Genomic DNA, 26922 nt, shown 5'->3' with positions numbered 1-26922 from the left:
GGCCTGCACGTCTCGAACATCTGTACGACGACCCCCGCGCTGGGAGGCGGCCGTGATCCGATTCGACCACGTCGGGAAGACATATCCCGGCGGCACGACCGCAGTGGAGGACTTCTCCCTCACCATCGACTCCCACGCGAGCGTGGTGCTCGTGGGGACCAGCGGCTCCGGCAAGACCACGCTCATGCGGATGGTGAACCGCATGGTCGACCCGACCTCGGGCCGCGTCCTCATCGACGACGAGGACGTCGCGGGCGTGGACCCCGTGAAGCTGCGCCGCAGCATCGGCTACGTCATGCAGGCCTCCGGGCTGCTCCCGCACCGCACGGTCGCCGAGAACGTCGCGACCGTCCCCCTCCTCGAGGGCGTCTCCCGTCGGCGGTCCCGCTCGCGGGCGCTCGCCCTGCTGGAGATGGTGGGCCTCGACCATCGGCTCGGCGACCGCTATCCCTCGCAGCTCTCGGGCGGGCAGCAGCAGCGCGTGGGCGTCGCCCGGGCACTCGCCTCGGACCCGAACATCCTGCTCATGGACGAGCCCTTCGGCGCCGTCGACCCCATCGTGCGGGCCGAGCTGCAGAAGGAGCTGCTGCGCCTGCAGAGCGAGCTCGGCAAGACCATCCTCTTCGTCACCCACGACATCGACGAGGCCTTCCTCATCGGCGAGCAGGTGGTGATCCTGCGCCCCGGCGGCGAGATCGCCCAGCAGGGGACCCCGGCGGAGATCCTCGCCGATCCGGCCGACGACTTCGTCGAGTCGTTCGTGGGGAGCGGCGTCGGCAAGCGCGCCCTGCACGTGGACGAGGTCAGCGGCCAGCAGGTCGTCCTCGACGCGGGCGACCGCCCCGTCGGGGTCCTGCGCGAGGGATCCCGCTCGTGAGCTGGGTGCTCGCGAACCTCCCGCTGCTGGCCGAGCGCCTGCTCGCCCACCTGGGGCAGTCGATCCCGCCGATCGTGCTGGCCTTCGTGCTCGCGATCCCGATCGCGAAGCTCGCCAACGCCCGCGGCTGGCTGCGCGGCGGGCTCACCGCCGGCGCCGGGCTGCTCTACGCGGTGCCCTCGCTGCCGCTGTTCATCGTGCTGCCGATCATCCTGGGCACAGGCATCCGCTCCACGGTCAACATCATCGTCGCCCTCACGATCTACGGCCTCGCGCTCATGGTGCCCAGCGCCTCCGAGGCCCTGCGCGCGGTCAGCCGCGACACCCTGCAGTCGGCCACCGCCCAGGGCTATGCGCCGCTGGCCCGGTTCCTCCGGGTCGAGCTGCCGCTCGCCGGTCCGGCCCTGGTCGCGGGGCTGCGCGTGGTCGCGGTGAGCACGGTCTCCCTGGTCACCGTGGGCGGCGTGCTCGGCGTGCCCAGCCTGGGCATGCTGTTCATCGACGGGTTCCAGCGCAGCATCACCGCGGAGATCCTCGCCGGCATCGTGCTCACCGCGGCCCTCGCGATCGCCCTGGACCTGCTGATCATGCTCGGGGGCCGCCTCGCGCTGCCCTGGTCCCGCGTGCGCGGGGAGGGGGTCCGATGAGCCAGCTCCTCGAGGCCTTCTCGTGGCTCGCCGACCCCACCCGCTGGTCGGGGACCGACGGCATCCCCACCCGCCTGCTCGAGCACCTCTGGTACACGGCGCTCGGCGTGGTCGTCGCCGCCGTCATCGCGGTGCCGATCGGGCTCCTCGTGGGCCACACGGGCCGCGGCCGCGGTCTCGTCGTCGCGCTCAGCGGCGCCGCCCGCGCCCTGCCCACGCTGGGCCTGATCACCCTGTTCGGGCTGTGGCTCGGCATCGGGCTGAAGGCGCCGATCCTCGCGTTCGTGGTCCTCGCGATCCCGTCCCTGCTCGCGGGCGCCTACTCCGCGGTCGAGTCCGTCGACCCGCGCACCGTCGACGCCGCCCGCGCCCAGGGCATGACCGAATGGCAGATCCTCTCCCGCGTCGAGGTGCCGCTCGGGCTGCCGCTGCTGATCTCGGGCTTCCGCCTCGCGATCGTGCAGGTCGTCGCCACCGTCATGCTCGCCTCGTACATCGGCAACGGCGGGCTCGGCCGCTTCATCTTCCTGGGCCTCCAGCTGCAGGACTATCCGCAGATGCTCGCGGGGTCCATCCTGGTGGTCGCCCTCGCACTCGTCCTCGACGTGGCGCTGCGCGTCCTCGAACGCCTCCTCGCGCCGCGCGGCGCCGCCCGGGGCTGAGCACCGCCCCCCCGCACCTCCCCGCATCTCCCCGACCTCCGTCCCATCCACCGAGGAGTCTCCATGACCCATCGCCGCCGCCTCCCCGCCCGCAGCCCGATCACCACGACCGGCCCCGTCGTCGGCCGACGCAGCCTCGCCGCCCTCGCGGGCACGGGGATCGTCGCCCTCGGCGCCGCCGCCTGCTCGAACGACGACCCGCTGAAGAGCGACTCGGGCTCCGGCTCGGGCGGGTCCGACGGCGGCGGGAGCGGCAGCGGCGAGATCGTCGTCGGCTCGCAGCAGTACTACTCGAACGAGATCATCGCCGAGCTCTTCGCCCAGGCCCTCGAGGGCTCGGGCGCGACCGTGAAGCGGCAGTTCCAGATCGGCCAGCGCGAGGTCTACGTGCCCGAGCTGCAGAAGGGCACGATCGACGTGATCCCCGAGTACCTCGGGAACCTGCTGCAGTACCTCGACGAGTCCGCCGCGAAGGGCACGGCCGACGACCTCGCGAAGGGCCTCGAGAAGGCGCTCGACGACGGCCTGCGCGCCCTGCCCTACGCAGAGGCCACCGACCAGGACTCCTACACGGTCACCAAGGACTTCGCCTCGCAGAACTCCCTCCAGGAGATCGGCGACCTCGCGGGCATCAGTGACCTGAAGATCGCGGCGAACCCCGAGTTCGAGGAGCGCCCCTACGGCCCCAAGGGCGCCAAGAGCGACTACGGCGTGGACATCACCGTGGTGCCCGTCTCCGACTCCGGCGGCCCTCTCACCCTGAAGTCCCTCATGGATGGCAAGGTGCAGGTCGCGGACCTCTACACCTCCGATCCGGCGATCGTGAAGAACGACCTGGTCCCGCTCGAGGACCCGAAGGTCATGGTGCTGCCGGAGAACGTGGTCCCGATCGTCTCGTCCAAGGTGGACGACGCCGGCGCCGCCGCGATCAAGAAGGTCACCGATGCGCTCAGCACCGACGAACTCATCGCCCTGAACACGCGCAGCGTCGACGAGAAGGCCGATTCCGCGACCATCGCGAAGGCCTGGCTCAAGGACAAGGGGATCGCGAAGTGATCGCCCCGGCATCCGGCGTCGACGAAGCCGGCGGCGTCGCCACCCGCAGGATCGGCATCACCGGGGCGAGCGGCCACATCGGACGACGCGTCGCGGAGCTCCTCGCCGCGCAGGGCCGCGCCGGGGACCTGCGGCTCATCGTGCGCGATCCGGCGCGGGCCCCGCACGTGCCGGGAGCAGAGGCGGCCGTCGCCTCCTTCGACGACGCCGACGCCTGCCGGGCGGCGTTCGCGGGCCTCGACACCCTGCTGCTGGTCTCCGCCGGCGAGTCCGACGACCGCGTCGCGCAGCACCGCACGGCGATCGCCGCGGCGACCGACGCGGGCGTGCGCCATCTCGTCTACACCTCGTTCACGGGCGCCTCGGCCGACGCCGAGTTCACGCTCGCCCGGGACCACGGCGCCACCGAGGACGCGATCCGGGAGGCCGCCGGCCGCTCGGGGCTGACGTGGACGTTCCTGCGGGACGACTTCTATCTCGACGTCCTGCTGCCCTGGGCAGGGGAGGACCGCACGCTGCGCGGGCCGGCAGGGGAGGGCCGGTGCACGTTCGTGGCCCGCGAGGACGTCGCCCAGGTCGCCGCCCGTGTGCTCGCCGATCCTCAGGCGTGGGCGGACACCGTCCTCGAGATCACCGGCGGTGAGGCTCTCACGCTGGGAGAGTCCGCCGAGCGCCTGACCGCGGCGACGGGCGAGAGGTTCGAGTACGTCGACGAGACGATGGACGAGGCACGCGCCTCCCGCGCCCCCTACGGGGCCCCGGACTGGCAGGTCGACGCCTGGATCAGCACCTACACGGCGATCGCCTCGGGCGTCCTCTCCCCGGTGAGCGGGGACGTGCAGCAGGTGCTCGGCAGGCCGCAGCTCCGCCTGGAGGACGTGCTCGGCAGGGCCTGACGACGGGCCCGATGCCGGTGCCGGCCGCGGGTCAGCCGTGCGCCAGCGCGTGGGCATCCCTGGCGCGCGTGCGGATCCGGTACAGGCTCGTCGAGCCGCAGATGTACAGGGTGCGGCCGTCGGCCCCGCCGAAGCAGCAGTTCGCGACCTTCTCCGGCACGGCGATCTCGCCGAGGCGCGCGCCGTCCGGTGAGAAGACCTGGATGCCCGTCGCCGAGGACGACCACACGTTGCCGTCCTCGTCCACACGGAACCCGTCGGGAAGACCGGGGCCGACCTCGACGAACGTCCGTCCGTTCTTCGCGTGCCGCCCGCCGAGCACGTCGTAGGCGTGGATCGCGTGCCCGCCGGGACGTTCGGGGTCCGGGTGGTCGCGGTCGGGCGGGTCGATCGACGAGTCCGAGACGTACAGGATCGACTCGTCGGGCGAGAAGGCGATGCCGTTGGGCGCCTCGACGTCGATGACGACCGGCGCGAGCGACCCGTCGGCCGGATCGAAGCGGAAGACGTACCTGTCCCCGTACTCCTCCTCGCCCGCATGCCCCTCGACCGGCCGCTTGATCCCGTAGGAGGGGTCGGTGAACCAGATCGTGCCGTCGGACTTCACGACCACGTCGTTCGGGGAGTTCAGCCGCGCCCGGCCGAAGCGGTCGACGAGGACCTCGGGGGCGTAGGGGGTGGCCGACGGATCGGCGGACGCGCCCGTGCGGTCGATCTGCACCGCGCGGCGGCCGTGCGAGCATTCGACGATCGCCCCGTCGGGGCCGACGGTCCGGCCGTTCGTGAACTCGGCCGCAGCCGTGACCTGCCGCGTCACGCCGTCGGCCTCGCTGAACTCGAGCACCTGGTTCCCGGGGATGTCGCTGAAGCGCAGCACGCCGCGGGCGGCGATCCACGCGGGACCCTCGGTCCACGTGAAGCCGTCGGCGACCTTCTCGAGGCGGGCATCGGGATCGAAGAGATCTGGGGCGGTCATGGGTGGTCTCCTTCTGGGGATCGGGGCGGGGGTTCGAGGGTTCGTGGTGGACTCACGCGTCGCGGGGCGCATCGGGCATGTCCCGGCGCGCGACCCGCACGGTCTCGGTGATCCGGGCCAGCGGGATGAACCCGAGCAGGCAGATCGCCGCCAGGATGACGTAGTGCCAGGTGAAGCCGAGATGCGTGATGACCACACCGGACACCGCCGAGGCGAAGATCCCGGAGACGCCCAGGGCCACGCCGATCATGATCCCCAGCGCGGTGCCGGCGGCCCGCGGCACTGAGTCGACCAGCAGCGCATAGACCACGGGGAACGGCGCATTGCGGAACAGCCCCCAGGCCAGCAGGATGATCCACGCGGTCACCACGTCGTGGATGAGGATCATCGCGAGCAGCGTCCCCGTCCACCCCAGGATCAGGAAGGCGATCGAGAACTTCCTGCCCAGACGGTCCGAGAGGGTGCCCCACACGACCTGGCCGATCCAGCCCGTCAGCCCCGAGGCACCGGAGACCAGGATCGCCTGCGAGGTCTCCATCCCGATCCCCTTGAACTGCGTGGTCAGGAACGTGACGACCCCGGCCTCGCCCCACAGGAACAGGAAGCACAGCACCACGGCCCAGCGCACGTTCGCGTGGCGCAGCGCCTCGCGCACCGGGCCCCAGAGGCCGGCCGCGCTGCGGTCGGTGAGCTCGGGCAGCGGGGGAGTCTGCCCCCTCTCCTCGATCTTCCGGTAGAGCGTGGCCTGGTTCCGCCGCCTGCCCAGGAACGCCTGGCCGATGATGATCGGGATCCCGAGCAGCGGGATCACCAGGAACGCCGTCGCCCAGTTCCCGGAGCCCAGCACGATCGCGATGAGCGCACCCGCGAGGAACTGCCCGATGGGGAAGCCGGTGTGGTGCACGCCCACGGCGAATCCGCGGTGCTCCTTGGGCCACCACTCCGCGACGATCGCGACGTTCACGGGCTCCGATCCGCCGCGACTGATGCCCATCGGGATGCGAAGCAGCAGGAAGGCGAGGAAGCTCCCGGCGAGGCCGAAGGTGAGCGCGCCGCCGATGATCGCGAGGAGCATCGCGATGTTCCAGGTCCACGTCCGCCGGTATCCGGAGCCGATCCGGTCCGAGAGGTAGCCGAACACGATGCCGCCGGCCACGAGCCCCGCGAAGTACACCGAGTTGATGAGCCCGGCCTGCTCCGGCGAGAGTCCGAACTCCTGCGAGACCTCCGGCAGCACCGCGGGAAGGATCTGATGATCGACCGAGGTCATGAGGATGGCGACCGTGGTGAGCAGCAGCATCCACCACGAGATCGCCGGCGCACGCGGCACCAGACGATGGGTGCCGGGGTTGATCCCGGCTGCTTCCGCGTCGGCGGCTTCGGTCGGACCGTGAGAGGCAGTCATGAGCGCTCCTTCGCACCTCAGGGCCGCGTCGTCGCGGCGTCCCTGCCATGGTTCGGTCGCAAGTGTGGTGTGGATCCTATAGGGAGTCAAGGGGTGTCTTGCGGGGGTGGTGTGTGGTGTGGCGGTGGGCTCGGGTGGGTCGTGGTGCGGCGGGGAGTCGAGGAGTGGGTGGTGAACGGTGGGGACTGCAGGTGGCGGTGCGAGCGTGCTCCGAGGCAGGCTTGGGGGTGGGCGGTGTGCGGAGCTATAGGATCGGCCGCTTCTCGGCGCGCTGAGGGGCCCGTGGCCTGGCGGGTGGGGTGGGCCTCGCTGTGTCGTGTCGCGGGAAGTCGGTGAATCTGCGGGCGGGGGTTCGCGCATCGGTTCGTCTTCGCGCTCGGTGGTTCCTCTGTGGGCGGAGTGGTTCCTCCACAAAGGGGTGTTGTCCACGGGGTTATCCACTGAGAGGTGGGTGGGCACAGAGGAGGCGGGGAATGTTCGCGGGTTTATCCACATTCTCGATTGAGGTCTAGTTTTCGGTGGCAAGACGGGATAGAATCGGACATATCGATCGAGCATGAGAGATCGCGGGTTCACGGGCGAAGTCGTCGGATTCATTGTTCTCGTCTATCGATTCAGAGTCCTTACGTCGTGCACTATCGCGCGGAGTCGTGGAATGCCAGGGAAGGGGGTGGGTGGTGTGAGTGCGGTGGAGCAGCCGGAGTCGCAGGGGCGTTTGGACCTGCCCGGGCAGCCGGTGATCGAGTCGACGTTCTCGGTCCTGGATGACCTGGAGAAGATGACCGAGCGGCAGCGGGAGGACATGCATGTCCACTCGCCCCGGTTCGTGGCCGCGCCCCCGGAGGGTGTGAAGCCTCTGTTCATCGTGAAGGAACCCAAGAAGGCGGTGTGCCGGGAGGTGGTGGCGCGCAGGGTGACGGCCCGCCCGGATGCGGAGCTGACCGCGCGGGTCCGTGCTCTCTGGGACGAAGGGGTCGACGAGTCCTATGAGCTCTCCCGCCGCTTCGTGGCGCTGGCGCCGTTCTGGGCGGGGCGTGAGGACATGGACGCCGACCCGTTCGAGGTCGAGCAGCAGGACCTCATGGTCGCTGTGGCGATGCGCTGCACCCGCGGGCAGGCCGCCAAAGCCATCACCGACGCCCACCGGGCCGTGGACCTCCTCCCGCGCTGCACCCAGGCCCTGGAAGCAGGTGAATTCCCGGCGGAATGGTTCCGCACCCTGTTGCGGCGGACCGCGTATTTCACGCCGGCGGAGATGGTGCTGGTGGATGTCACGGTCGCGTCGTGGTGTTTGGCGATCATGCCGAGAGTATTCACGAAATGCCTCGAACTGCTGGTGACGAAGATTCAGCAGCGGCATCCGAAAGAACCCGAAGAAATCTCCGCCACTCGCCGTCGCATGGTCCTGGACCCTGGAACCCTCGATGGGGTCGCGTCCCTGCGGATCATCGGTCCGGCGCCGGAGATCAAAGCATTGGCTGGGCGGTTCGATCAGGCCGCGCGGGCGATCCAGAACGCCCAGCGCCACGCCCTGATCGAGGGCACGGAGATCCCCCTGGATCCGGATCGTCGGGTGGAGAACGAGGGCATGCCCCTGTCGTTGAACCTGATCCGGTATCACCTCGCCCATGCCGCGCAGCTCGACACCGGTGGCATCACCGTCCCGGAGGCCCGGTTCCGGTTGAACGTCCTCGTCCCCTTCCTCACTCTGGTCGGCGGCAATGATGCCCCGGGTGTCCTGGAGGACGGGACGCCGATTCCGGCGCAGATGGCCCGTGAGATCGCCGGGAAGAGCGAGGAGTGGTTCCGGGTCCTCACGGACCCGTCGAGTGGTGAGTTTCTGCCGCGGCCGGCGGAGAAGTACCGGCCGACCGGGGCGATGCTCGAACACCTCCGCTTGCGTGGCCAGTCCTGTGGTGTCCCGGGCTGCGAACGCACCGCGTCGGTCGCCTCGGAAGCGGATCACATCGTGGAGTACAACCATGCCGATCCCGTCTGTGGTGGTCGGACGGCGGTGGAGAACCTGCATTTCCTGTGCTGGTTCCACCACGCGATGAAGACCGCCGGCAAGCTCGACCCGATCCGTGTGGAGGCGGACGAGTCCCCGGCGGGGACCGCGGGCACGGTGTGGGAGATGCAAGAACGCTTCCGCGTGTTCCGCGAGGACGACACCGACCTCCTCACCCCACAAGCCGTCGCCCAACTCGACACCGTCTGGGACTCGATAGAGCGCAGGCAGGACGACTACGAGCAGCGGGGCACGGGCGAGCACGACAGCGAAACCCCCAGCGGCTGGGTGACTGGTTCGCCCGAGCCGTCAGTTCTCGACTCGCCCTGGCCGGTCCGGCCCGGGCCACCTGACCCGTGGCCCCGCGTGGACATGGACCAAGCCGGCGCCCCCGACCTCGAAGAAGTCCCCGTCGAGAAACCCGTGCGGCATCGGTACCAACCGCTCCCGACGTTCCACTACGACGGCGACATCCCCATCAGCGCCACCGCCCGAAAACCACCCAAGCAACAGAACCCACCACCCAAGTTCGACCCCGGACCACCACCCTTCTGACCCGAAAGCCCGACCCGCCATCGCAGAGCCTGAGGTCGGAGCCCCGCCAGCAGCACCCCCACCCGTAGAGGGGCACACCACCGTGCCCCTCTACAGGCACGCCTGAAAACAGCGACGCCGCAGTTCGCTCCGTGCCGTCCCCAGCGTGCGCGCCACGCGCGACCAACGTTCGCCAGGTCGGCGCCAGCCCGTGACATCTCCAGGTGATGGTGGCACGGTGGGGGACATGACCACGAACGAGACCAGCATCTCCGTCAGCCGCACCATCGACGCCCCCGCCGGGGACATCTTCGACCTGCTCTCCCTTCCTGCCCGGCACCACGAGTTCGACGGTTCCGGCTTCGTGCGCAGCGCAGAGGACACCGAGCGCATCACGAAGGTCGGCGAGCAGTTCGTCATGAACATGGAGGGCGAGCACATGGGTGGCGAGTACAAGATGTACAACCACGTCACCGCCTTCGACGACGGCAAGATGATCGGCTGGAAGCCCGCCAACGAGGACGCCAAGGACGACCCGAAGGGCTGGGAGTGGCTCTACACCCTCGAGTCCCAGGGATCCGACTCCACCCTCGTCACCCTCACCTACTCCTGGACCGACGTCACCGACAAGGACCTGCTGAAGATCTTCCCGCTCGTCTCCGAGGAGCAGATCGAGCAGTCCCTCGCCGACCTCGCGGGCGCCGTCTCCGGGAGCTGATCGACGAGCGCTGATCGCGGAACCCTGATCGCGGAGCACTGATCACTGCGGTCGACGAGGTCCGGGCCCGACGCGCCGGCTCCGGCTCATCCCAGATGCACGAGCCGGTTCGCCGTCACCTCGTCGACCACCACATCGGTCGCGCAGCCCGCGAGCAGGGCCGCCCTGAGCGGCGCCGCCTTGCGCGGGCCCGCGGCGACCAGCACGCGACGGGGGATCCGGGCCAGATCCGCAGGGGTCGGTCCGGATCCTCGTGCGTTCAGGGGGACGTCGTCCCAGCTGCCGTCGGCCCGCAGGAACGTCGTGCAGACGTCCCCGACCACACCGTCGGACCGCAGATCGTGCACGTCCCGTGCCGACAGGTACCCCGAGGTGTACACGTGGCTGGGGACCTCGGCGTCGAACGCGCCGACGCCGAACACCGCCAGGCGGCAGCGTGACTGCAGTGCGAGGACCTGGCGCACCGACCGCTCCCGCCACAGCGCATCGCGGGTGTCCGGGTAGTCGAAGAACGCCGGCACCGGGAACAGGTGCACCGTCGCTCCCCAGGACGACGCCGCCTGCGCGAGCACGGTTGACACATACCCCAGCCCCGAGCCCTGCGGGTTGATCGCGCCGTTCAGCTGCACGATCGCGAGCCCCGGCACCGGCTTCGCCTCGGCCGCCTCGACGAGCGCCGCGACCGTCGTCCCCCAGGCCATGCCCATCACCGAATCCGGCTGCTGGAGCGACTGCACGAGCGCCGCGCCCTCTGCCGCCACCGCGTCGAGCCGTTCGCGCTCCGTCGACTCCGGGACGGACGGCACCACGTGCACCGCGACCCCGTACGACTGGGCGATCTCCTCCTGCAGGTCCCCGGCCCGCCGCGCGCCCGGCGCGTGCAGGCTCACCCGCACGATCCCCTCGTCGCGCGCGGTCGCGAGCAGACGCGAGACCGTCGAGCGGGAGACGCCCAGGTGCGAGGCGATCGCCTCCATGGTCTGCGTCTGCTGGTAGTACATCCGTGCAGCCTCGAAGGCCGCCGCGCGCCGTGCATCCGCTCTCACCCCGGCAGTCTTGCACATCCGTGCACTCCGGTTGCTCGCGGCGCACATCGTCCCGAAGATGGAGACATATCGGCCAGCGGAGCCCGTGCGGCGGCATGCCCTTCCTCCTGGAGCGCTCGCCCAGCTCCCGCCCCGTCGGCCGACGTCCCAGACGTCGTCATCCGATGACGCACAGCTGACGAAGGAGCGCACGTGCCGTCGCAGAACGCCACCACCCTGAACGCCGCGAGCCGCACCGAGAGCCTTGATCGACTCCGGGCCGCCACGGCCGAGAACCCCCTGGACGTGCTCGTCGTGGGCGGAGGCGTGAACGGCGCAGGCGCCGCCTTCGACGCCGCGACTCGCGGCCTGGACGTCGCCGTCGTCGAGGCCCACGACTGGGCCAGCGGCACCTCCTCTCGGTCCTCGAAGCTCATGCACGGCGGCCTGCGCTACCTGCAGATGCTCGACTTCAAGCTCGTCGCCGAGGCCCTGCGCGAGCGCGATCTTCTGCTCACCCGCACGGCGCCGCACCTGGTCAAGCCCATCAGCTTCGTCTTCCCGTTCTTCAAGCGCGTGGTCGAGCGCGCCTTCATCGGCTCCGGCGTCATGCTCTACGACGCGATGCAGTCGATCGGCCGCAAGCGCGCCGTGCCCTTCCACCGCCACCTCAGCCACCGCCGGATGATGAACGTCTTCCCCGCGCTCGACGGCGAGAAGATCGTCGGCGCGCTCGAGTACTACGACGCGCAGGAGGACGACGCGCGCTTCGTGATGATGCTCGTCCGCTCGGCGCTCGAGTACGGGGCGAGCGCCGCGACGTACACGCGGGTCGTCTCCTACCTGCACGAGGGGGATCGCGTGGTCGGCGCCCGTCTGCGCGACGAGGAGACGGGCGAGGAGTTCGACGCCCATGCGCGCGAGACCATCCTCGCCGCGGGCGTGTGGACCGGCGACCAGCAGCACGTCGCGGGCGCGACGACCGGCCTCGAGGTGCTCGCCTCGAAGGGCGTCCACATCACCGTGGCCCGCGACCGCATCCCCGCCGTCCCGGACACCGGGATTATCACCCAGACCGAGAAGTCCGTCCTGTTCATCATCCCGTGGGACGAGTACTGGGTCATCGGCACCACCGACACCCCGTGGAAGGAGGACCCCGCGCACGTCGCGGCGACCTCCGACGACATCGACTACATCATCGAGCACGCCAACGCCGTGCTCGATCACGACCTCACCCGCGACGACGTGATCGGCACCTACGCCGGACTGCGCCCCCTGCTGCAGCCCGTCAAGGACGCCGGCGGCGCCTCCACGAAGGTCTCCCGCGAGCACACCGTGATGGAGGTCGAGCCCGGCCTCACCGCGATCGCCGGTGGCAAGTACACGACCTACCGCGTGATGGCCGAGGACGTCGTCGACTTCGCGATCAAGGACGTGTTCCCCGGTCGCCCCTCGATGACGACCGTCGTCCCGCTGATCGGCGCCCAGGGCTTCGAGGGCATCCGCCGCGAGAAGGACGCGATCGCGACGAAGCACGGCTTCGACGAGCTGCGCACCGATCGCCTGCTCATGCGCTACGGCACCCTGCTGCGCGACGTGCTCGCCCTCATCGACGAGGACTCCTCGCTCGGCGAGCCGCTGAAGGATGCGCCGCGCTACCTGCGCGCCGAGGTGCTCTACGCCGTCCGCGCCGAGGGCGCCCTGCACCTGGCCGACCTCATGCTGCGCCGCACCCGCCTCGACTACGAGGTGCGCGACCGCGGCGCCGCGGCCTCCGAGGAGATCGCCGACATCATGGCCGGCGAGCTCGGCTGGGACCGCGCGACCCGCGACGCCGAGGTCGGCGCCTACCGGGCCTTCGTCGATGCCCGCCTGGCCGGCGAGGCCACCCACTCCGACGCCGAGGCGGCCGCAGCCGTCGCCTCCGCCCAGGAGGTGCCCCGCAGCTGACACCCGGTCGCTGACCGACCACCCCGCGCGCGGTCCCGATGGCCGCGCGCGGGACCCTTCCATCTGGCCGCACCGCTGCGGCATCCCACTCGACGAGGAGAACCCATGGGAACCATCGGCACGATCATGATCTACGAGATCATGGGCACCGCGATGCTGACGCTGCTGGGCTGCGGCGTCGTCGCGAACCACACCCTGGCGAAGACGGGCGGCCACGGCGGCGGCCCGCTGATGATCCACTGGGGCTGGGGCCTCGGCGTGTTCGTCGGCGTCTACGCCGCGTACAAGACCGGCGCGCACCTGAACCCCGCCGTCACCATCGGCCTGCTGGTCTCGGGCGCCGGCGAGTACGCGCCCGGCATCCCGATCACGGTGGGCACCACGCTCGCCTACTTCGCGGCGGAGATGATCGGAGCCTTCCTGGGCGCCGTGTTCGTCTGGCTCGCCTATCGCAACCACTACGACCAGACCGAGGACCAGGCCACCGTGCTGGGGACGTTCTCGACGGCCCCCGGTATCCGCAGCTACGGCTGGAACGTGCTCACCGAGATCATCGCGACCTTCGTGCTCGTGTTCATCATCCTGAACTTCGGCAACACGCCCAGCCAGCTCGGCCCGCTCGCCGTCGCCCTCCTGGTCGTCGCCATCGGCGCCTCCCTCGGCGGGCCGACGGGATACGCCATCAACCCCGCGCGCGACCTCGGGCCCCGCATCGCCCACGCGCTCGTGCCCATCAAGGGCAAGGGCGGCTCCGACTGGAGCTACGCCTGGGTGCCGATCGTCGGCCCCGTGATCGGCGCGATCATCGCCGGCCTCGTCGTCCTGATGGGATTCTGAGACCGGCTCCCCACGAGCACCCGCTTCACCGACACCATCACCGCAGCAAGGGACTGAAGGAGTTTCCGTGACTGACGAGAAGAAGTTCATCCTGGCGATCGACCAGGGCACCACCTCGACCCGCGCGATCGTCTTCGATCACGGCGGCCAGATCGTGGCCACCGGCCAGAAGGAGCACGAGCAGATCTTCCCGAAGTCCGGGTGGGTCGAGCACGATCCGGTGGAGATCTGGCGCAACACCCGCGCGGTCGTCGCCGATGCGCTCCAGCAGGCGGAGATCAACCGCCACCAGCTCGCCGCCGTGGGCATCACCAACCAGCGCGAGACCGCGGTGGTCTGGGACAAGAACACCGGCGAGCCCGTCTACAACGCGATCGTCTGGCAGGACACCCGTACGCAGAAGATCTGCAACGAGCTCGCGGGCGACGAGGGCGCCGACAAGTACAAGGAGCGCGTGGGCCTCCCGCTCGCGACCTACTTCTCCGGCCCCAAGGTCAAGTGGATCCTCGACAACGTCGAGGGCGCGCGCGAGAAGGCCGAGGCCGGGGACCTGATCTTCGGCAACACCGACTCGTGGGTCCTGTGGAACCTCACCGGCGGCCAGAACGGCGGCGTGCACGTCACCGACGTCACCAACGCCTCCCGCACGATGCTCATGAACATCGACACCCTCGACTGGAACGAGGACATCGCGAAGGACATGGGCATCCCGCTGTCCATGCTCCCCGAGATCAAGTCCTCCTCCGAGGTCTACGGGTACGGCCGCAAGAACGACCTGCTCATCGACACCCCGATCGCCGGCATCCTCGGCGATCAGCAGGCCGCGACCTTCGGGCAGGCGTGCTTCGAGGTGGGCCAGGCCAAGAACACCTACGGCACCGGCAACTTCATGCTCATCAACACGGGCGAGGAGCTGGTGCGCAGCGAGAACGGGCTGCTCACCACCGTCGCCTACAAGATCGGCGACAGCAAGCCGGTCTACGCGCTCGAGGGCTCGATCGCCGTCACCGGCTCCCTCGTGCAGTGGGTGCGCGACAACCTGGGCCTCATCAAGAGCGCCCCGGAGATCGAGGACCTCGCCAAGAAGGTCGACGACAACGGCGGCTGCTACGTCGTCCCCGCCTTCTCCGGGCTGTTCGCCCCGTACTGGCGCTCCGACGCCCGCGGCGCGATCGTCGGCATGACGCGGTACATCAACAAGAACCACATCGCGCGGGCGACCCTGGAGGCCACCGCCTTCCAGTCGGCCGAGGTGCTCGAGGCCATGAACGCCGACTCCGGCGTGGACCTCACCGAGCTCAAGGTCGACGGCGGCATGGTCCAGAACGAGACCCTCATGCAGTTCCAGGCCGACATCCTGGGCGTGCCCGTGGTGCGCCCGGAGGTCATCGAGACCACCGCGCTCGGCGCCGCCTACGCCGCCGGCATCGCGGTGGGCTACTGGGACGGCGAGCAGGACGTCATCGACAACTGGGCCGAGGGCAAGCGCTGGGAGCCCGACATGGATCCCGAGACCCGCGAGCGCTCGCTGCGGCTGTGGAAGAAGGCCGTCACCAAGACCTTCGACTGGGTCGACGAGGACGTGGAGGCCGCGACCGCCTGAGCATCGGTCAGTCGTTCGGCCGACGGGCCGAGAGGTCGACGGGGCGGGGCATCGGAGCATCCGGTGCCCCGCCCTTCCCGCGTCTGCATCCGGGTCACACGTCCCGGACCTCGCTCTCCCGCACGAAGCCGAAGCGGTGGTTGATGCTCACGCGCAGCCAGCGGGTGTCGTCGCGGACCCACATCCCGCCCGTGCCGTCGACGTCGGGCGCCCAGTAGTAGCTGCCGCGCACCTCGTCCTCGACCACGTACGACTGTCCGGGAGCGAGCTCGTAGGGCAGGGGATCGGTGCTCGAGGGCTCCAGTCCCGCCTCCTCGAAGGCGGACTGCGCCGGGTAGGCGGAGCCCGTCGGCCGAACCGGGGCGGAGCCGCGGGGCGCCACCCTCCGGGCCCGACGCGGGCCCTGGGCGATCGTGGCCCGACCACCCGCGTCGGTGCGGCGCACCCAGCCGATCTCGCCGCCGATCCACAGCCCCACCCAGTCACGCTGCTGCTGCGCGATCGCGAAGGACTGGCCGTGCGCGAGCTGCGCGCCCCAGTCGCAGATGCGGTCGCTGCCGCCGTTCGGGGTGTCGTCGGCCGCGAGGGCCGGGTCGACGAGCAGGGGAGCGTCATCGCGCGGCGCCGTGCGCACGGGCACCGCGGAGGCGCCGTGCGCGGGGAGGGCGCCGCCGTCTTCGGTGCAGCTCGTGAGGGCGAGGGTGTTCGAGCGCAGTGAGGGGGCGATGGTCGCGACCTCGCGCAGCCGACCCGTCGTCGCCCGCGGCACGCGGATCCCCGCGCCCTGCAGGAGCGCCGCCCAGTCGAAGTAGGCGCCGGGGTCCCAGTGCATCGCGGCCTGGCTCGCGGCCGACGACCCCGGGATGTCCTCGTGCGCGACCACGTGCTCGCGGTCGCGGGGGATGTCGTATCGGCGGCACAGGTGGGCGATGAGCTTCCCGGTCGCCTCGTACTGGGCGGCGGTGAAGGACTCCGCCTTCTCCGCGTAGCCGATGATCTCGATGCCGATCGAGGACTGGTTGAAGGTCCAGTTCCCGGCGTGCCAGGCCATGTCCTGGACGCGCACCATCTGCGTGATGTGGCCGTCCTCTCTGATCACGTAGTGGATCGAGGTCTGGCTCGCGGGATCCTGGAAGATCCGGACCGTGCCCTCGTAGGTCTCCTCGGTGTCGTGGACGACGATGCTCGTGATGTCCCGGGCGGTGCGCCCGCCCAGCGTAAAGTTCGCGTAGTCCTGCGGGTCCTCGCCCGTGGACTCGTAGGCCGCAAGACGCACGTCGCAGGAGACGCCGCGCGGGCAGTCCGGGGTGAAGGGCCCGTCGGGCGGGGAGAGGGCGGCGACGGGCCGGGTCCCGTGGCCTCCGCCGTGGTCGCGACCATGACCATGACCGTGTCCGTGCCGGCCTCCGCGGCCGCGCAGCCTCTCGTGGTCGGGGGAGTCGGCGTCGGGCGCCGCCTCGGCGGCGACGGGGACGGCGAGCACGCTCGCGGTGAGCGCTGCGAGCGCGGTCCGGCGGCCGATGGGGGAGGGGGATGACATGCGTGACTCCTTCGTCGGGTGCAGAGGAGTCTTCCACTCCGCGTCGTCCGCGCGGAAGTATTCTCCGGAACCCGCCGGGGCCCGGAGTGATCGACGCAGGTCAGTCCGCCGCGCGCCGCGCGAGGTCGTGGACGATGCCCTGCGTCGCCGGGTAGAGCGCGCGGAAGGAGGCGTAGAGGCCGTCGTAGGCGCCGTCGGCCGCGGGGTCCGGGCGCACCACGTGGTCGCACGGGTTCCAGCCCTCGGCGGCGGAGAGCCCGCTCAGGCGCGCCGCCATCCGGGCGACCCCGTAGGCCGCACCGACCGTGTGCCGCGGGATCTCCTGCGCGACGCCGGTGACGTCGGAGACGATCTGCGGCCACAGCCCGCCCTGCGTGCCGCCGCCCACGGCGACCACGCGCCGGGGGCGCACGCCCGCCGCGGCCATCTCCTCGAGGTGGTGGCGGACGCTGAAGGCCGCGGCCTCGAGAGCGGCCCGGTAGAGGTCGCCGCGGGTGTGGGAGAGGGTGAGGCCCGCGATCACGCCGCGCGCGCCGGGGTCCATGATCGGCGAGCGCTCGCCCGCGAAGTAGGGGAGCATGAGCAGCCCGCGAGCGCCGGGGCCGCTGCGCTCGGCCTCCGCGATGAGGGTCGCGTGGTCGGCGTCGCCGGTGAGGTCCCGCACCCACGAGGTGATCGCCCCCGAGGTCGAGGTGCCCCCGGTGAGCGCGTGCGTGTCCTCCCGCGTGAGTCCGGCCGAGGCCCACAGGGTGCGGCTGCGGCAGGGCTCGCTCGTGGTCGCGATGAGGAACATGGTGGTGCCGTACATGACCATGAGGTCGCCCGGGGAGTCTGCGCCCACGCTCACCGCCTCGGCCCAGGCGTCGATCGTCCCGGTGACGACCGGGGTGCCCGTGCGGATGCCCGTGAGCCGGTGCGAGGCCTCCTCGGTGACGGCTCCCGCCTGCTCGGCGGGCATGCGCAGCGCAGGCATCTCGACGCCCGGCAGGAAGCGCTCGCCCAGCTCCTCGTCCCAGGAGCGGGTGCGGGGGTCGTAGAAGGGGGCGGTCTGGCTCGCGCTCGGATGGTCCAGCACGTACTCGCCGGTCAGGCGGTGGACGAGGAAGGAGGAGGGCATGAAGAAGCGCCGCGTGCGGCGCGCCGAGTCCGCGTGCTCCTCGAGCGCCCACATGATCTTCGGGCCCGCGGCCTGCGAGCTCAGCGCGAGGGAGCAGCGCTCGAAGATCTCGTCGGCGCCGAGCGCGTCCTCGAGCTCCTGGATCTGGGCCGACGCGCGCGAGTCGACGCCGTAGAGGATCGCGAGCCGCACGGCCTCGCCGACCGCGTCGGCCGGGACCACCGAGGGCCCCATGCCCGAGACGCCGATCGCGGCGACCTCGACGTCCCCCGGGGCGAGCAGCTCGTCGATGATGGAGACCAGCTCGCGCCACCAGACCTCGGCGTCCATCTCCACGTGGCCGGGATGGGGGCGGGAGACCGCGTGCTCGCGCACCGCGCGCCGCACGACCTCGCCGTCGGCCGTGACCAGCACGCCCTTGCTCGCCGAGGTGCCCACGTCGAAGCCGAGGACGACCTCGGGATGGGGCTGGGGCATGCGTTCCTCCGGCTTCTTCGCTCTGGCGGCGGGGCAGGCGGCGTGCGGGTCGTGTTCACCTGCGCGTCACCCGCTGTTGACCCGCGCGTCACGACGCTCCATCCTGCCACGGGGGCCATGCCCCTACAATCTCGGAGAACTGCGGCGTGCGGAAGGAGTCACGGTGCTCGAGACCGACATGGATCTCCCCCTCCTGCACCGCGCAGCGACGGCCTACTACCTCGACGACCTGCGTCAGGCCGAGGTGGCCGAGCGGCTCGGCATCTCCCGTCCCACGGTCAGCAAGCTGCTCACCGAGGCGCGGCGCATCGGCATGGTCCGGTTCGAGGTGCTCGACCCCTCGGCGGTCGACGTGCGCTCACTCGCGGGCCAGGTGCGGGATGTGCTCGGCGTGCGCGAGGTGCGCGTGGCCCCGGGCGACCAGCACGAACGGGACTTCAAGGGGCTCGGCGAGCTGCTCGGCGAGGAGCTGCGCGCCCTCGATCTCGGCTCCGGCGAGGCGCTGCTGCTCTCCTCGGGGAAGACCGTCCACGCCGTCTGCGACTCTCCCGGCCTGCCGGACCTCTCGGGCGTGGTCGTCGCTCCGACCGTCGGCGGCCAGCAGGAGAGCGACCCGTGGTTCCAGACCAACGAGCTCGTGCGCCGGTTCGCCGACCGCACCGGTGCGACGCCGCGGTTCATGTTCGCCCCGGCCCTGCCCAGCGCGAGCCTGTGGGACTCGCTGCAGGCCGATCCGAGCTACCGCGAGATCACCGACCTCTGGGACCGGGCGCGGGTCGCGGTCACCGGCGTCGGCGCGCCCTACCGCTCGCGCTCGAGCCTGACCTCGGTGGTGCCGCGCGGCGACTCGTCGCTCGCGCGCGCCGAGGGCGACATCTGCCTGCACTTCCTGGACTCCGCCGGCCGCGAGGTCGGGTTCCCCGGGGCTGATCGCCTGGTGCGCCCGAGCCTCGAGCAGCTGCGCCGGATCCCGCACCTGGTGACCGTCGCCGCGGGCGCGGAGAAGGCTCCGTCGATCCTCGCGGCGAGCCGCGCGGGGCTCGTCTCCACCCTCGTCACCGACGCCGCGACCGCCGAGGCCGTGCTGGCCGCGGCGCTCTGACCGGGGGCGGCCGACTCCGCACACACGTCGCGAACAAATGTGTTTGACGTTTGTGCTCGCGCCTCCTAGTGTGAGCCACGACATCACGCTGACCGGGCGTTTCGAAGGAGAAGATCGGTGATGAGCGAGTTCCCGAAGACCATGAAGGGCGTCGTCATGCACGCGCCGGAGGACTACCGCCTGGAGGACCTCGACGTCCCCGAGCCCGGACCCGACGAGCTGCTCATGAAGGTCGAGGCCGTGGGCGTGTGCGCGAGCGACCTCAAGTGCTACCACGGCGCCACTAAGTTCTGGGGCGACGAGAACCGCGAGCGCTGGGTCCAGCCCGGCATCACCCCGGGCCACGAGTTCGTCGGCGAGGTCGTCGCCGGCTCCGACGAGGCACTCGCCCTGCACGGCGTGCAGGTCGGCGACCGCATCGCCTGCGAGCAGATCGTGCCCTGCGGCGAGTGCATGTACTGCCAGCGCGGCTGGTACTGGATGTGCGGCCCGCACGACATGTTCGGCTTCAAGCACTACGACGGCGCGATGGCCGAGTACATGATCGTGCCGCCGCTCGCGCGCGCCCACAAGGTCGACAAGTCCGTCCCGCCGCACCACGCCGCGTTCTCCGAGCCCCTCTCGTGCTCCCTGCACGCGGTCGAGCGCGCGCAGCTGACCTTCGACGACGTGGTCGTCGTGGCCGGCAGCGGCCCGATCGGCCTCGGCGCGATCATCGGCGCCGTGCACAAGAACCCCAAGATGGTCATCGCCCTCGACTTCGACGACCACAAGCTCGAGCTCGCCAAGAAGTGCGGCGCCGACCTCACGCTGAACCCCTCGAAGGTCGACGTCTACGAGGAGATCCGCAACCTCACCGGCGGCTACGGCGCCGATGTCTACATCGAGTGCACCGGCCACCCGAGCGCCGTCAGCCAGGGCCTCACCCTGCTGCGCAAGCTCGGCCGCTACGTCGAGTACTCGGTGTTCAAGGACAACGTCTCGGTCGACTGGTCGATCATCTCCGACGACAAGGAGCTCGACGTCCTCGGCGCGCACCTCGGCCCGCACTGCTGGCCCGCCGCGATCAAGATGATCGAGTCCGGTGAGCTCCCGCTCGACGACATCTGCACCCACCAGTACCCGCTCGCCGAGTTCCAGGAGGCCCTCGACAAGGTCGGCGACTCCGCCGGCGCCTCGGTGAAGGTCTCCATCCTCCCCGGTCGCTGAGCCGGACCCGTCCCCTCCCGGACGGCGGCGCCGGACGCGATCATCGCTGATCGCGTCCGGCCGCGCCGGCCCCCGCCCCGTCCCGATCGTCGGCCCCTGCGCCGGCACCTCCGCGGCTCACCGCCGAGCCGCGCCCGAGCATCCCGCTCGCTCCTCCTTTCTCCTCCTGCGCCCCGGGTCATCGCCGACCCCGGACGCCCGCACAGGAAGGCTGCTCCATGACGAGCACCGCCCCCGCCGCGCGCCCTGCCGCACGCCGCGCGACCCTCCCGAAGAAGAGGCACCTCGGCCGCTGGATCGGCGTGATCATCGCCGTGCTCGCGGTGATCCTCGTCGTCGCCGGCACCAAGGTCGTGCCCGACGGCCAGGAGGTCGCCTCCGGCCCCGCCGCCTTCGACAAGGCCACCTACGGGCCCAAGACCTTCCCGACCATCCAGAAGGGCATCGCCGAGAAGGCCGTCGCCGCACCCGACCTCGCCGCGTCCATCGAGAAGGACCCCGAGGCCGCGAAGAAGGAGGGCGTCGAGTCCGCCGGCAACACGGTGTACGCGACGACCTTCACCGGCAAGGTCCACGACTGCGAGTCCGGCATCTGCGAGGTCGCCGTCGACGGCATGCCGAAGGACGTCTCGGTGCGCATGCAGGTGGGCCCCGCGATCAACGGCACCGATCTGCGCGACGCCACCGGGACGCTGGGCTTCGGGCAGTTCACCAACCAGATCGAGTACCAGGACGCGGGCGCGGCGCTCAACGAGGAGATGAAGAAGCAGGTCCTCGATCCCGCGGGCGACCTCGACGGGAAGACCGTCACCGTCACCGGCGCCTTCACCGCGATCAACCCCCAGGGCTGGCTCGTCACGCCCTCGGACCTGGAGGTCTCGTGATGAGCGCCGACGCGGCCGACGCGGCCGGCTCGGCCGACGAGCGCGAGGGACGCGGGGACGTGGTCCTCGAGGCCCGCGAGGTCGTGAAGACCTACGGCGGCACCCGCGCGCTCAAGGGCGTCGACTTCACCGTGCGGCGGGGGAGCGTCACCACCCTGTTCGGGGAGAACGGCGCCGGCAAGTCCACGCTCATGAAGATCCTCTCCGGGGTCGAGCAGCCCACCTCGGGGCAGATCCTGCTCGACGGGGATCCCGTGACCTTCGCGGACACCACCGAGGCCCGCGAGCACGGCATCGCGATCATCCACCAGGAGCTGAGCCTCGCCCCGAACCTCTCGATCCGCGACAACATCTTCCTGGGCCGGGAGATCTCCGGGCCCCGCGGCGTGGACTTCGCCGAGGAGCGCCGGCAGACCGCCGCGCTGCTGCAGGAGATGCGGTTGGACGTGGATCCGTCCACGCTGGTCGGCGACCTGCGGGTGGGGCAGCAGCAGATCGTCGAGATCGCGCGCGCCCTCTCGATCGACGCCCGCATCCTCATCATGGACGAGCCCACCTCGGCGCTCGCCGCCCGCGAGGTCGAGATCCTCTTCGAGATCATCGAGTCGCTGACCTCGCGCGGGGTCTCGATCGTCTACATCTCCCACCACCTCGAGGAGGCGCTGCAGGTCACCGACCGCGCCGTGGTGCTGCGGGACGGCTCGATGACCGCCGCGGGCGATCGCGCGGACATCGACCTGCCGTGGATCGTGCGGCACATGGTGGGCGAGCACTTCGACCTCGGTTCCCCGCCCACGGGCTACGAGCTGGGCGAACCGGTGCTGCGCATCGAGAACCTCACCGTGCGCGACCCCGAGAACCCCGAGCGGGCCGTCGTCGACGGCCTCTCGCTCGACGTGCGCCGCGGCGAGATCGTGTGCCTGTACGGGCTCATGGGCGCCGGACGCACCGAGGTGCTCGAGGCCGTCGCCGGCAGCGGCGAGGTCGCGGGCGGCCGCATCCTCCACGAGGGGCACGCCCTGGGCCAGGAGACGATCGGGGAGCGGATCGGCCGCGGCATCGGTCTGGTGCCCGAGGACCGTCAGCGCGAGGGCCTCGTGCAGACCATGGACGTGGGCCAGAACCTCACCCTCGCGAGCATCCGCCAGTTCCTGCGCCGAGGCCTGCTCTCCCGGTCGAAGGAGGGCGCGCTCGCCGAGCGCATGGTCCGCGAGGTCACCGTGAAGACCTCGAGTCCGCGCGTGGCCATCGGCGCGCTCTCGGGCGGCAACCAGCAGAAGGTCGTGATCGGGAAGATCCTCGCCACCGACCCCGAGGTGCTGCTGCTGGACGAGCCCAGCCGTGGCATCGACATCGGTGCGAAGGCCGAGGTGTTCGCCCTGCTCGCCGAGAAGGCCCGCGAGGGCCTCGCCGTGCTCTTCACGACCTCCGAGGTCGAGGAGTGCTTCAGCATCGCCCACCGCATCGTCGTGCTCCGGCGCGGTCGCATCTCCGCCGAGTTCGAGCCCGGCACCGCCGACAAGTCCGACGTCATGGCCGCCTCCGGCGAGGCCGTCGCCCTCTGACCCGCTCCCGCCCGCCTCCCGCCTCATCTCCGCGAACGGATGACTCCCATGACCTCCACCACCGCCACGGCAGCACCCCGACGGAGCCTCGACATCTCGAAGCTGCTCGTCGAGGGACGCGCGTTCCTCGCGCTCGCCCTCATCATCGTGGTGTTCTCGCTGCTGTCCCCGAACTACCTGACCGTCGACAACGTGCTGATCATGGCCTCGCACGTCGCGATCTACGCACTGCTGAGCCTGGGCATGCTGCTCGTGGTCCTCACCGGAGGCATCGACCTCTCCGTGGGGTCGACGCTCGGCTGCACCGCCGTCATCGCGGGCTTCCTGCTCAAGGGCGTGCCCCTGCACTTCCTGGGCGTCACCCTCTACCCGAGCGTGCCCGTCGCGGTGCTGGTCTCCGTCGCCCTCGGCGCGCTCATCGGCCTGGTCAACGGGGTGCTCGTCGCGAAGTTCAAGGTCGCCCCGTTCGTCGCGACCCTGGGCATGCTCTACGTCGTGCGCGGCGCCGCGCTGCTGATGACCAACGGACGCACCGTCAACGACCTTTCGGGCGACGAGGCGCTGGGCAACACGGGCTTCGAATGGCTCGGCTTCAACCGCCTGCTGGGCATCCCCGTGGGCGTGCTCATCATGGTCGTGGTCGCCGCCGTCATCGCCCTCGTGCTGGGGCGCACCACCTTCGGCCGCTGGCTGTACGCGACCGGCGGCAACGAGCGCGCCGCCCAGCTCTCCGGCGTCCCCGTGCGCACGGTGACCGTGTGGGTGTACGTGGTCTCGGGTCTGTGCTCGGCGGTCGCGGGCCTCATCCTCGCCTCGACCCTGACGAGCGCGAGCCCCACGGCCGGCAACACCTACGAGCTCACCGCGATCGCGGGCGTCGTCATCGGCGGCGCGGCCCTCTCCGGCGGCCGCGGCACCGTGCGCGGCACCCTGCTGGGCGCCTTCGTGATCGGCTTCCTCTCCGACGGCCTCGTCATCATCGGCGTCTCCGCCTACTGGCAGACGGTCTTCGTGGGCGCCGTCATCGTGATCGCCGTGCTGCTGAACTCCCTGCAGTACGGGCGCCCGGGACGGACCGGTCGGCGCTTCGGCGCGGCACCGGGGACGACGAAGGCCGACGGGGCGGTGAAGGCCGACGGGGCGGAGCCGTCCGCGCACGCATCGCCGTCGGCCCCCGCCTCCCCGGATTCCCCTGCTGCTCCCGATTCCCCCGACACCCCTGACAACCGGTCGTGACCCGCGACCGGATCCCCTCTCGCGATGTCCGCGTCGGACGCGCGCCCCTGGAAAGGACACCCACCATGGAACGCAGGATCTTCCTGACCGCTCTCGGCATCGGCGCCGCGACGGCCGGACTCGCCGCCTGCTCGAGCGGCTCGGACGACGCCTCCGGCTCGGACGGCGGAAGCGGCGGCAGCGGCAAGGCCGGCGGGCTCATCACGATCATCGTCAACGACCCCTCGAACCCCTACTGGAAGACCGAGGGCGACGTCGCGGCGGCGAAGGCGAAGGAGCTCGGCTACACGACCACCGTCGGCGCCCACAAGGGCGACACCAACACCGAGAACACGCTCGTGGACACGGCGATCTCGAACAAGTCCGTGGCGCTGATCCTGGATCCGGCCAACGCCGACGGCTCGATCGGCACGATCAAGAAGGCGAACCAGGCCGGCATCCCCGTCTTCCTCGTGAACGCCGAGGTCAACGAGGCCGGCGTCGCGAAGTCCCAGCTGGTCTCCAACAACGCCCAGGGCGCCGCGATCGGCGCGCAGGAGTGGGTGAAGCGGATGAAGGAGAAGGGGAAGTACGTCGAGCTGTTCGGGCTGCCCTCGGACAACAACGCCCAGACCCGGTCCAACGGCTACGAGACCACGATCAGCCAGTACCCGGACCTCAAGAAGGTGGGCCAGGAGGTCGCCGACTGGGATCGCACCAAGGGCCACGACAAGGCGCAGTCCCTGCTGCAGGCGCACCCGGACATCGACGGCATCATCTCGGGCAACGACGAGATGGCGCTCGGGGCGATCGCCGCGCTCAAGGAGGCGAACGCCTTCGACGGGATCGTCGTGGGCGGCTTCGACGGCTCCCCCGACGCGGTGGATTCGATCAAGGCCGGGGAGCTCGCCTACACGGTGCTGCAGCCCGTCGCCCAGTTCGCCGCGAAGGCGGTCGAGATGGCCCATGCGCTCGTCGCCGACGGCACCGAGCCCGAGCAGGAGAAGCAGGCCTTCGACTGCATCCTCATCACGGAGGACAATGTCGACAAGATGACCGAGGCCTTCACCTACAGCGGCTGAGGAGGCGGCTCTCCAGCGGTCCGGGCGCACGCGCAGGCGCCCGGACCGCTCAGCCCTGCGCGACCCGAACATTTGTGCTTGACGTATGTTCGGATGGGTCCCTAGTGTCTGTCACGGCGGCAGCGCCTCGCGCGCGCCGCCGAGCCTGTGACCCACACGAAGGAGTGTCCCCATGAGCGCAGCCGAACCGGCAGCTCCCCCCGTGACCGCCGGCGAGCGCGTGCCCTTCCTCGATCGGCTCGGGATCCCGCACCCGCTGCGCTGGGGCTTCCTCGGCGTGCTCATCTTCATGACCGGCAACGGCGTCGAGTCCAACTTCGTCTCCCCGCACATCGCGAACACCTTCGGCGGCGGCGACGACAAGACCAACCTCGCCGCGACCATCATCGCGATGTACAGTCTCGCCGTTCTCGTCGGCTCCTACCTCGCCGGTGCCCTGTCCGACCTCATCGGCCCGCGCCGCGTGATGGCGATCGGTTTCGGCGTCTGGGTGGTCTTCGAGCTCGCCTTCCTCGGCTCCCTCCAGCTCGAATCGACGTTCCTCGTCGGCGCCAGCTACTTCCTGCGCGGGTTCGGGTTCCCGCTGTTCGCCTTCGCCTTCCTGGTGTGGATCAACCACGTCGTGGACAAGGAGCGCAACGGTGCCGCAGTCGGCTGGTTCTACGTCATGTTCACCGGTGGCCTGCCCACCCTGGGCTCGCTCGTCGCCGTGTTCCTGATCCCCGCCTTCGGCGACGGCTACGGCGGCGAGAAGTGGACGATGCTCGCCTCGACGGTGATCGTGCTCATCGGCTTCCTCATCGCCCGCTTCGGCGTCCACGAGGAGCACGGCTCGCGCCGCCTGGCGCCCGCGGGGGAGTCGGGGGCCGGAGTGATCCTCTCCGGACTGCGCCTGACCTTCACCAACGGCCGCATCGCCATGGGATTCCTGACGCGCCTGATCAACACCGCGCCCGAGTTCGGCATGTTCATCATCCTGCCCAACGTCATCTACGGGACGGCCGACCAGGGCGGCCTGGGCTGGAGCCAGTCGCAGTGGCTCGTGATGACCACGATCGTCTACGCCGGCAACATCCTCTTCAACGCGGCCTTCGGAGCCCTCGGCGACAAGGTCGGCTGGGTGAAGACGGTGCGCTGGTTCGGCATCCTGGGCTCGGCCATCGGCCTGCTGCTGTGGTGGTACGTGCCGCACATGGTCCCGGCCGGGTCCGACTGGGGCTTCGTGGTCTCCGTCGCCGCGGGCACCGTCTTCGGCATCCTGCTCGCCGGCTTCGTCCCGCTCGGCGCGATCATGCCCGCCATCGCCCCGAAGGAGAAGGGCGCCGCGATGGCCATGTACACGACCGCCGCGGGCGGCGCGACGTTCCTGGGCAGCGCTGTCGTGGCGATCGTGCGCCCCTGGGGAGGCAACGTCGGCGTGGTCTGGGCGTTCGTGCTGCTCTACGCCTGCGCCTTCACCATGACCTTCTTCCTCAAGGTCCACCAGCCGCGCCTGCACGGGCCGGTCGTGGAGGACTGACCTCCGCCCACGGACTCG

Annotated in this window: 22 protein-coding genes; 17 read left to right on the top strand and 5 right to left on the bottom strand. The window is 70.6% G+C overall.

Annotated elements, in window-relative coordinates:
• Nucleotides 1–52: 52 nt before the first annotated feature.
• The 5 genes from I8D64_RS13520 to I8D64_RS13500 all read left to right on the top strand — a co-directional run bounded on the left by I8D64_RS13520 (nucleotide 53) and on the right by I8D64_RS13500 (nucleotide 4138).
• A complete protein-coding gene (locus I8D64_RS13520) occupies nucleotides 53–877 on the top strand; it encodes an ABC transporter ATP-binding protein (RefSeq protein ID WP_200503320.1) in 825 nt (274 codons plus the stop codon).
• Nucleotides 874–1524 (top strand): ABC transporter permease, encoded by a 651-nt coding sequence (locus tag I8D64_RS13515; RefSeq protein ID WP_200503319.1) that lies wholly within the window; start codon nucleotides 874–876, stop codon nucleotides 1522–1524. Before I8D64_RS13520 ends, I8D64_RS13515 begins: the two co-directional genes overlap by 4 nt.
• Entirely contained in the window at nucleotides 1521–2186 is a 666-nt protein-coding gene (locus tag I8D64_RS13510) for an ABC transporter permease (protein WP_200503318.1), read from the top strand. Before I8D64_RS13515 ends, I8D64_RS13510 begins: the two co-directional genes overlap by 4 nt.
• Before the next feature lie 63 nt (nucleotides 2187–2249).
• Entirely contained in the window at nucleotides 2250–3242 is a 993-nt protein-coding gene (locus I8D64_RS13505; protein WP_200503317.1) for an ABC transporter substrate-binding protein, read from the top strand.
• On the top strand, nucleotides 3239–4138 hold the full coding sequence (locus I8D64_RS13500) for an SDR family oxidoreductase (RefSeq protein ID WP_343068584.1): 900 nt from the start codon (nucleotides 3239–3241) through the stop codon (nucleotides 4136–4138). The genes I8D64_RS13505 and I8D64_RS13500 overlap by 4 nt, the downstream gene beginning before the upstream one ends.
• Nucleotides 4139–4169: 31 nt before the next feature.
• Here I8D64_RS13500 and I8D64_RS13495 read toward each other — a convergent pair whose 3' ends face one another.
• Nucleotides 4170–5114 carry an SMP-30/gluconolactonase/LRE family protein gene (locus tag I8D64_RS13495; RefSeq protein ID WP_200503316.1) on the bottom strand — a complete coding sequence of 315 codons (945 nt, stop codon included), beginning with the start codon at nucleotides 5112–5114 and terminating at the stop codon, nucleotides 4170–4172.
• A 52-nt stretch (nucleotides 5115–5166) separates the two neighbouring features.
• Entirely contained in the window at nucleotides 5167–6519 is a 1353-nt protein-coding gene (locus I8D64_RS13490; protein ID WP_200503315.1) for an MFS transporter, read from the bottom strand.
• A 679-nt stretch (nucleotides 6520–7198) separates the two neighbouring features.
• Between I8D64_RS13490 and I8D64_RS13485 the strand changes: the two genes are divergently transcribed.
• Complete coding sequence (locus I8D64_RS13485) at nucleotides 7199–9082, top strand: DUF222 domain-containing protein (protein WP_200503314.1); 1884 nt, start codon at nucleotides 7199–7201, stop codon at nucleotides 9080–9082.
• A 226-nt stretch (nucleotides 9083–9308) separates the two neighbouring features.
• Nucleotides 9309–9779 (top strand): SRPBCC family protein, encoded by a 471-nt coding sequence (locus tag I8D64_RS13480; protein ID WP_200503313.1) that lies wholly within the window; start codon nucleotides 9309–9311, stop codon nucleotides 9777–9779.
• A gap of 86 nt (nucleotides 9780–9865) precedes the next feature.
• On the opposite strand, the gene I8D64_RS13475 is transcribed toward I8D64_RS13480, so the two are convergent.
• Nucleotides 9866–10825 (bottom strand): sugar-binding transcriptional regulator, encoded by a 960-nt coding sequence (locus I8D64_RS13475; protein WP_228359558.1) that lies wholly within the window; start codon nucleotides 10823–10825, stop codon nucleotides 9866–9868.
• Nucleotides 10826–11017: 192 nt separating this feature from the next.
• Between I8D64_RS13475 and I8D64_RS13470 the strand changes: the two genes are divergently transcribed.
• The 3 genes from I8D64_RS13470 to glpK all read left to right on the top strand — a co-directional run bounded on the left by I8D64_RS13470 (nucleotide 11018) and on the right by glpK (nucleotide 15194).
• On the top strand, nucleotides 11018–12754 hold the full coding sequence (locus tag I8D64_RS13470) for an FAD-dependent oxidoreductase (RefSeq protein WP_200503312.1): 1737 nt from the start codon (nucleotides 11018–11020) through the stop codon (nucleotides 12752–12754).
• A gap of 114 nt (nucleotides 12755–12868) precedes the next feature.
• A complete protein-coding gene (locus tag I8D64_RS13465) occupies nucleotides 12869–13591 on the top strand; it encodes an aquaporin (RefSeq protein WP_200503395.1) in 723 nt (240 codons plus the stop codon).
• Nucleotides 13592–13658: 67 nt separating this feature from the next.
• Nucleotides 13659–15194 (top strand): glycerol kinase GlpK, encoded by a 1536-nt coding sequence (glpK, locus tag I8D64_RS13460; protein WP_200503311.1) that lies wholly within the window; start codon nucleotides 13659–13661, stop codon nucleotides 15192–15194.
• 94 nt (nucleotides 15195–15288) lie between these two features.
• Here glpK and I8D64_RS13455 read toward each other — a convergent pair whose 3' ends face one another.
• On the bottom strand, nucleotides 15289–16734 hold the full coding sequence (locus I8D64_RS13455) for an N-acetylmuramoyl-L-alanine amidase (RefSeq protein WP_200503310.1): 1446 nt from the start codon (nucleotides 16732–16734) through the stop codon (nucleotides 15289–15291).
• Nucleotides 16735–16834: 100 nt separating this feature from the next.
• The gene (locus tag I8D64_RS13450; RefSeq protein ID WP_200503309.1) at nucleotides 16835–18328 is read right to left on the bottom strand and encodes an FGGY-family carbohydrate kinase; all 1494 of its coding nucleotides are present in this window, start codon (nucleotides 18326–18328) and stop codon (nucleotides 16835–16837) included.
• A gap of 163 nt (nucleotides 18329–18491) precedes the next feature.
• Between I8D64_RS13450 and I8D64_RS13445 the strand changes: the two genes are divergently transcribed.
• The 7 genes from I8D64_RS13445 to I8D64_RS13415 all read left to right on the top strand — a co-directional run bounded on the left by I8D64_RS13445 (nucleotide 18492) and on the right by I8D64_RS13415 (nucleotide 26904).
• Nucleotides 18492–19430 (top strand): sugar-binding domain-containing protein, encoded by a 939-nt coding sequence (locus I8D64_RS13445; protein WP_200503308.1) that lies wholly within the window; start codon nucleotides 18492–18494, stop codon nucleotides 19428–19430.
• 120 nt (nucleotides 19431–19550) lie between these two features.
• Nucleotides 19551–20639, top strand: a complete 1089-nt coding sequence (locus tag I8D64_RS13440) for a zinc-binding dehydrogenase (protein WP_214651264.1) — start codon at nucleotides 19551–19553, stop codon at nucleotides 20637–20639.
• Nucleotides 20640–20857: 218 nt separating this feature from the next.
• Complete coding sequence (locus tag I8D64_RS13435) at nucleotides 20858–21523, top strand: DUF2291 domain-containing protein (RefSeq protein WP_200503306.1); 666 nt, start codon at nucleotides 20858–20860, stop codon at nucleotides 21521–21523.
• A complete protein-coding gene (locus tag I8D64_RS13430; RefSeq protein ID WP_200503305.1) occupies nucleotides 21523–23088 on the top strand; it encodes a sugar ABC transporter ATP-binding protein in 1566 nt (521 codons plus the stop codon). The genes I8D64_RS13435 and I8D64_RS13430 overlap by 1 nt, the downstream gene beginning before the upstream one ends.
• 48 nt (nucleotides 23089–23136) lie before the next feature.
• A complete protein-coding gene (locus I8D64_RS13425) occupies nucleotides 23137–24324 on the top strand; it encodes an ABC transporter permease (RefSeq protein WP_200503304.1) in 1188 nt (395 codons plus the stop codon).
• A gap of 65 nt (nucleotides 24325–24389) precedes the next feature.
• Entirely contained in the window at nucleotides 24390–25385 is a 996-nt protein-coding gene (locus I8D64_RS13420; RefSeq protein ID WP_200503303.1) for a D-ribose ABC transporter substrate-binding protein, read from the top strand.
• Between the two features lie 172 nt (nucleotides 25386–25557).
• Nucleotides 25558–26904, top strand: a complete 1347-nt coding sequence (locus I8D64_RS13415; RefSeq protein WP_200503302.1) for an RbtT/DalT/CsbX family MFS transporter — start codon at nucleotides 25558–25560, stop codon at nucleotides 26902–26904.
• Nucleotides 26905–26922: the final 18 nt, after the last annotated feature.

This window comes from Brachybacterium halotolerans, assembly GCF_016623465.1.
GTDB classification, from domain to species: domain Bacteria; phylum Actinomycetota; class Actinomycetes; order Actinomycetales; family Dermabacteraceae; genus Brachybacterium; species Brachybacterium halotolerans.
The sequence above is the reverse complement of the archived record's forward strand: the minus strand, read 5'-3'. Positions and strand labels throughout refer to the sequence as shown.

Bases quoted from the DNA above. Each gene is read 5' to 3' on its own strand.
- I8D64_RS13510 (WP_200503318.1), top strand. From the start codon at position 1,521: ATGAGCCAGCTCCTCGAGGCCTTCTCGTGGCTCGCCGACCCCACCCGC.
- I8D64_RS13505 (WP_200503317.1), top strand. From the start codon at position 2,250: ATGACCCATCGCCGCCGCCTCCCCGCCCGCAGCCCGATCACCACGACC.
- I8D64_RS13495 (WP_200503316.1), bottom strand. From the start codon at position 5,114: ATGACCGCCCCAGATCTCTTCGATCCCGATGCCCGCCTCGAGAAGGTC.
- I8D64_RS13490 (WP_200503315.1), bottom strand. From the start codon at position 6,519: ATGACTGCCTCTCACGGTCCGACCGAAGCCGCCGACGCGGAAGCAGCC.
- I8D64_RS13480 (WP_200503313.1), top strand. From the start codon at position 9,309: ATGACCACGAACGAGACCAGCATCTCCGTCAGCCGCACCATCGACGCC.
- I8D64_RS13455 (WP_200503310.1), bottom strand. From the start codon at position 16,734: ATGTCATCCCCCTCCCCCATCGGCCGCCGGACCGCGCTCGCAGCGCTC.
- I8D64_RS13450 (WP_200503309.1), bottom strand. From the start codon at position 18,328: ATGCCCCAGCCCCATCCCGAGGTCGTCCTCGGCTTCGACGTGGGCACC.
- I8D64_RS13440 (WP_214651264.1), top strand. From the start codon at position 19,551: ATGAGCGAGTTCCCGAAGACCATGAAGGGCGTCGTCATGCACGCGCCG.
- I8D64_RS13435 (WP_200503306.1), top strand. From the start codon at position 20,858: ATGACGAGCACCGCCCCCGCCGCGCGCCCTGCCGCACGCCGCGCGACC.
- I8D64_RS13430 (WP_200503305.1), top strand. From the start codon at position 21,523: ATGAGCGCCGACGCGGCCGACGCGGCCGGCTCGGCCGACGAGCGCGAG.
- I8D64_RS13425 (WP_200503304.1), top strand. From the start codon at position 23,137: ATGACCTCCACCACCGCCACGGCAGCACCCCGACGGAGCCTCGACATC.
- I8D64_RS13420 (WP_200503303.1), top strand. From the start codon at position 24,390: ATGGAACGCAGGATCTTCCTGACCGCTCTCGGCATCGGCGCCGCGACG.
- I8D64_RS13415 (WP_200503302.1), top strand. From the start codon at position 25,558: ATGAGCGCAGCCGAACCGGCAGCTCCCCCCGTGACCGCCGGCGAGCGC.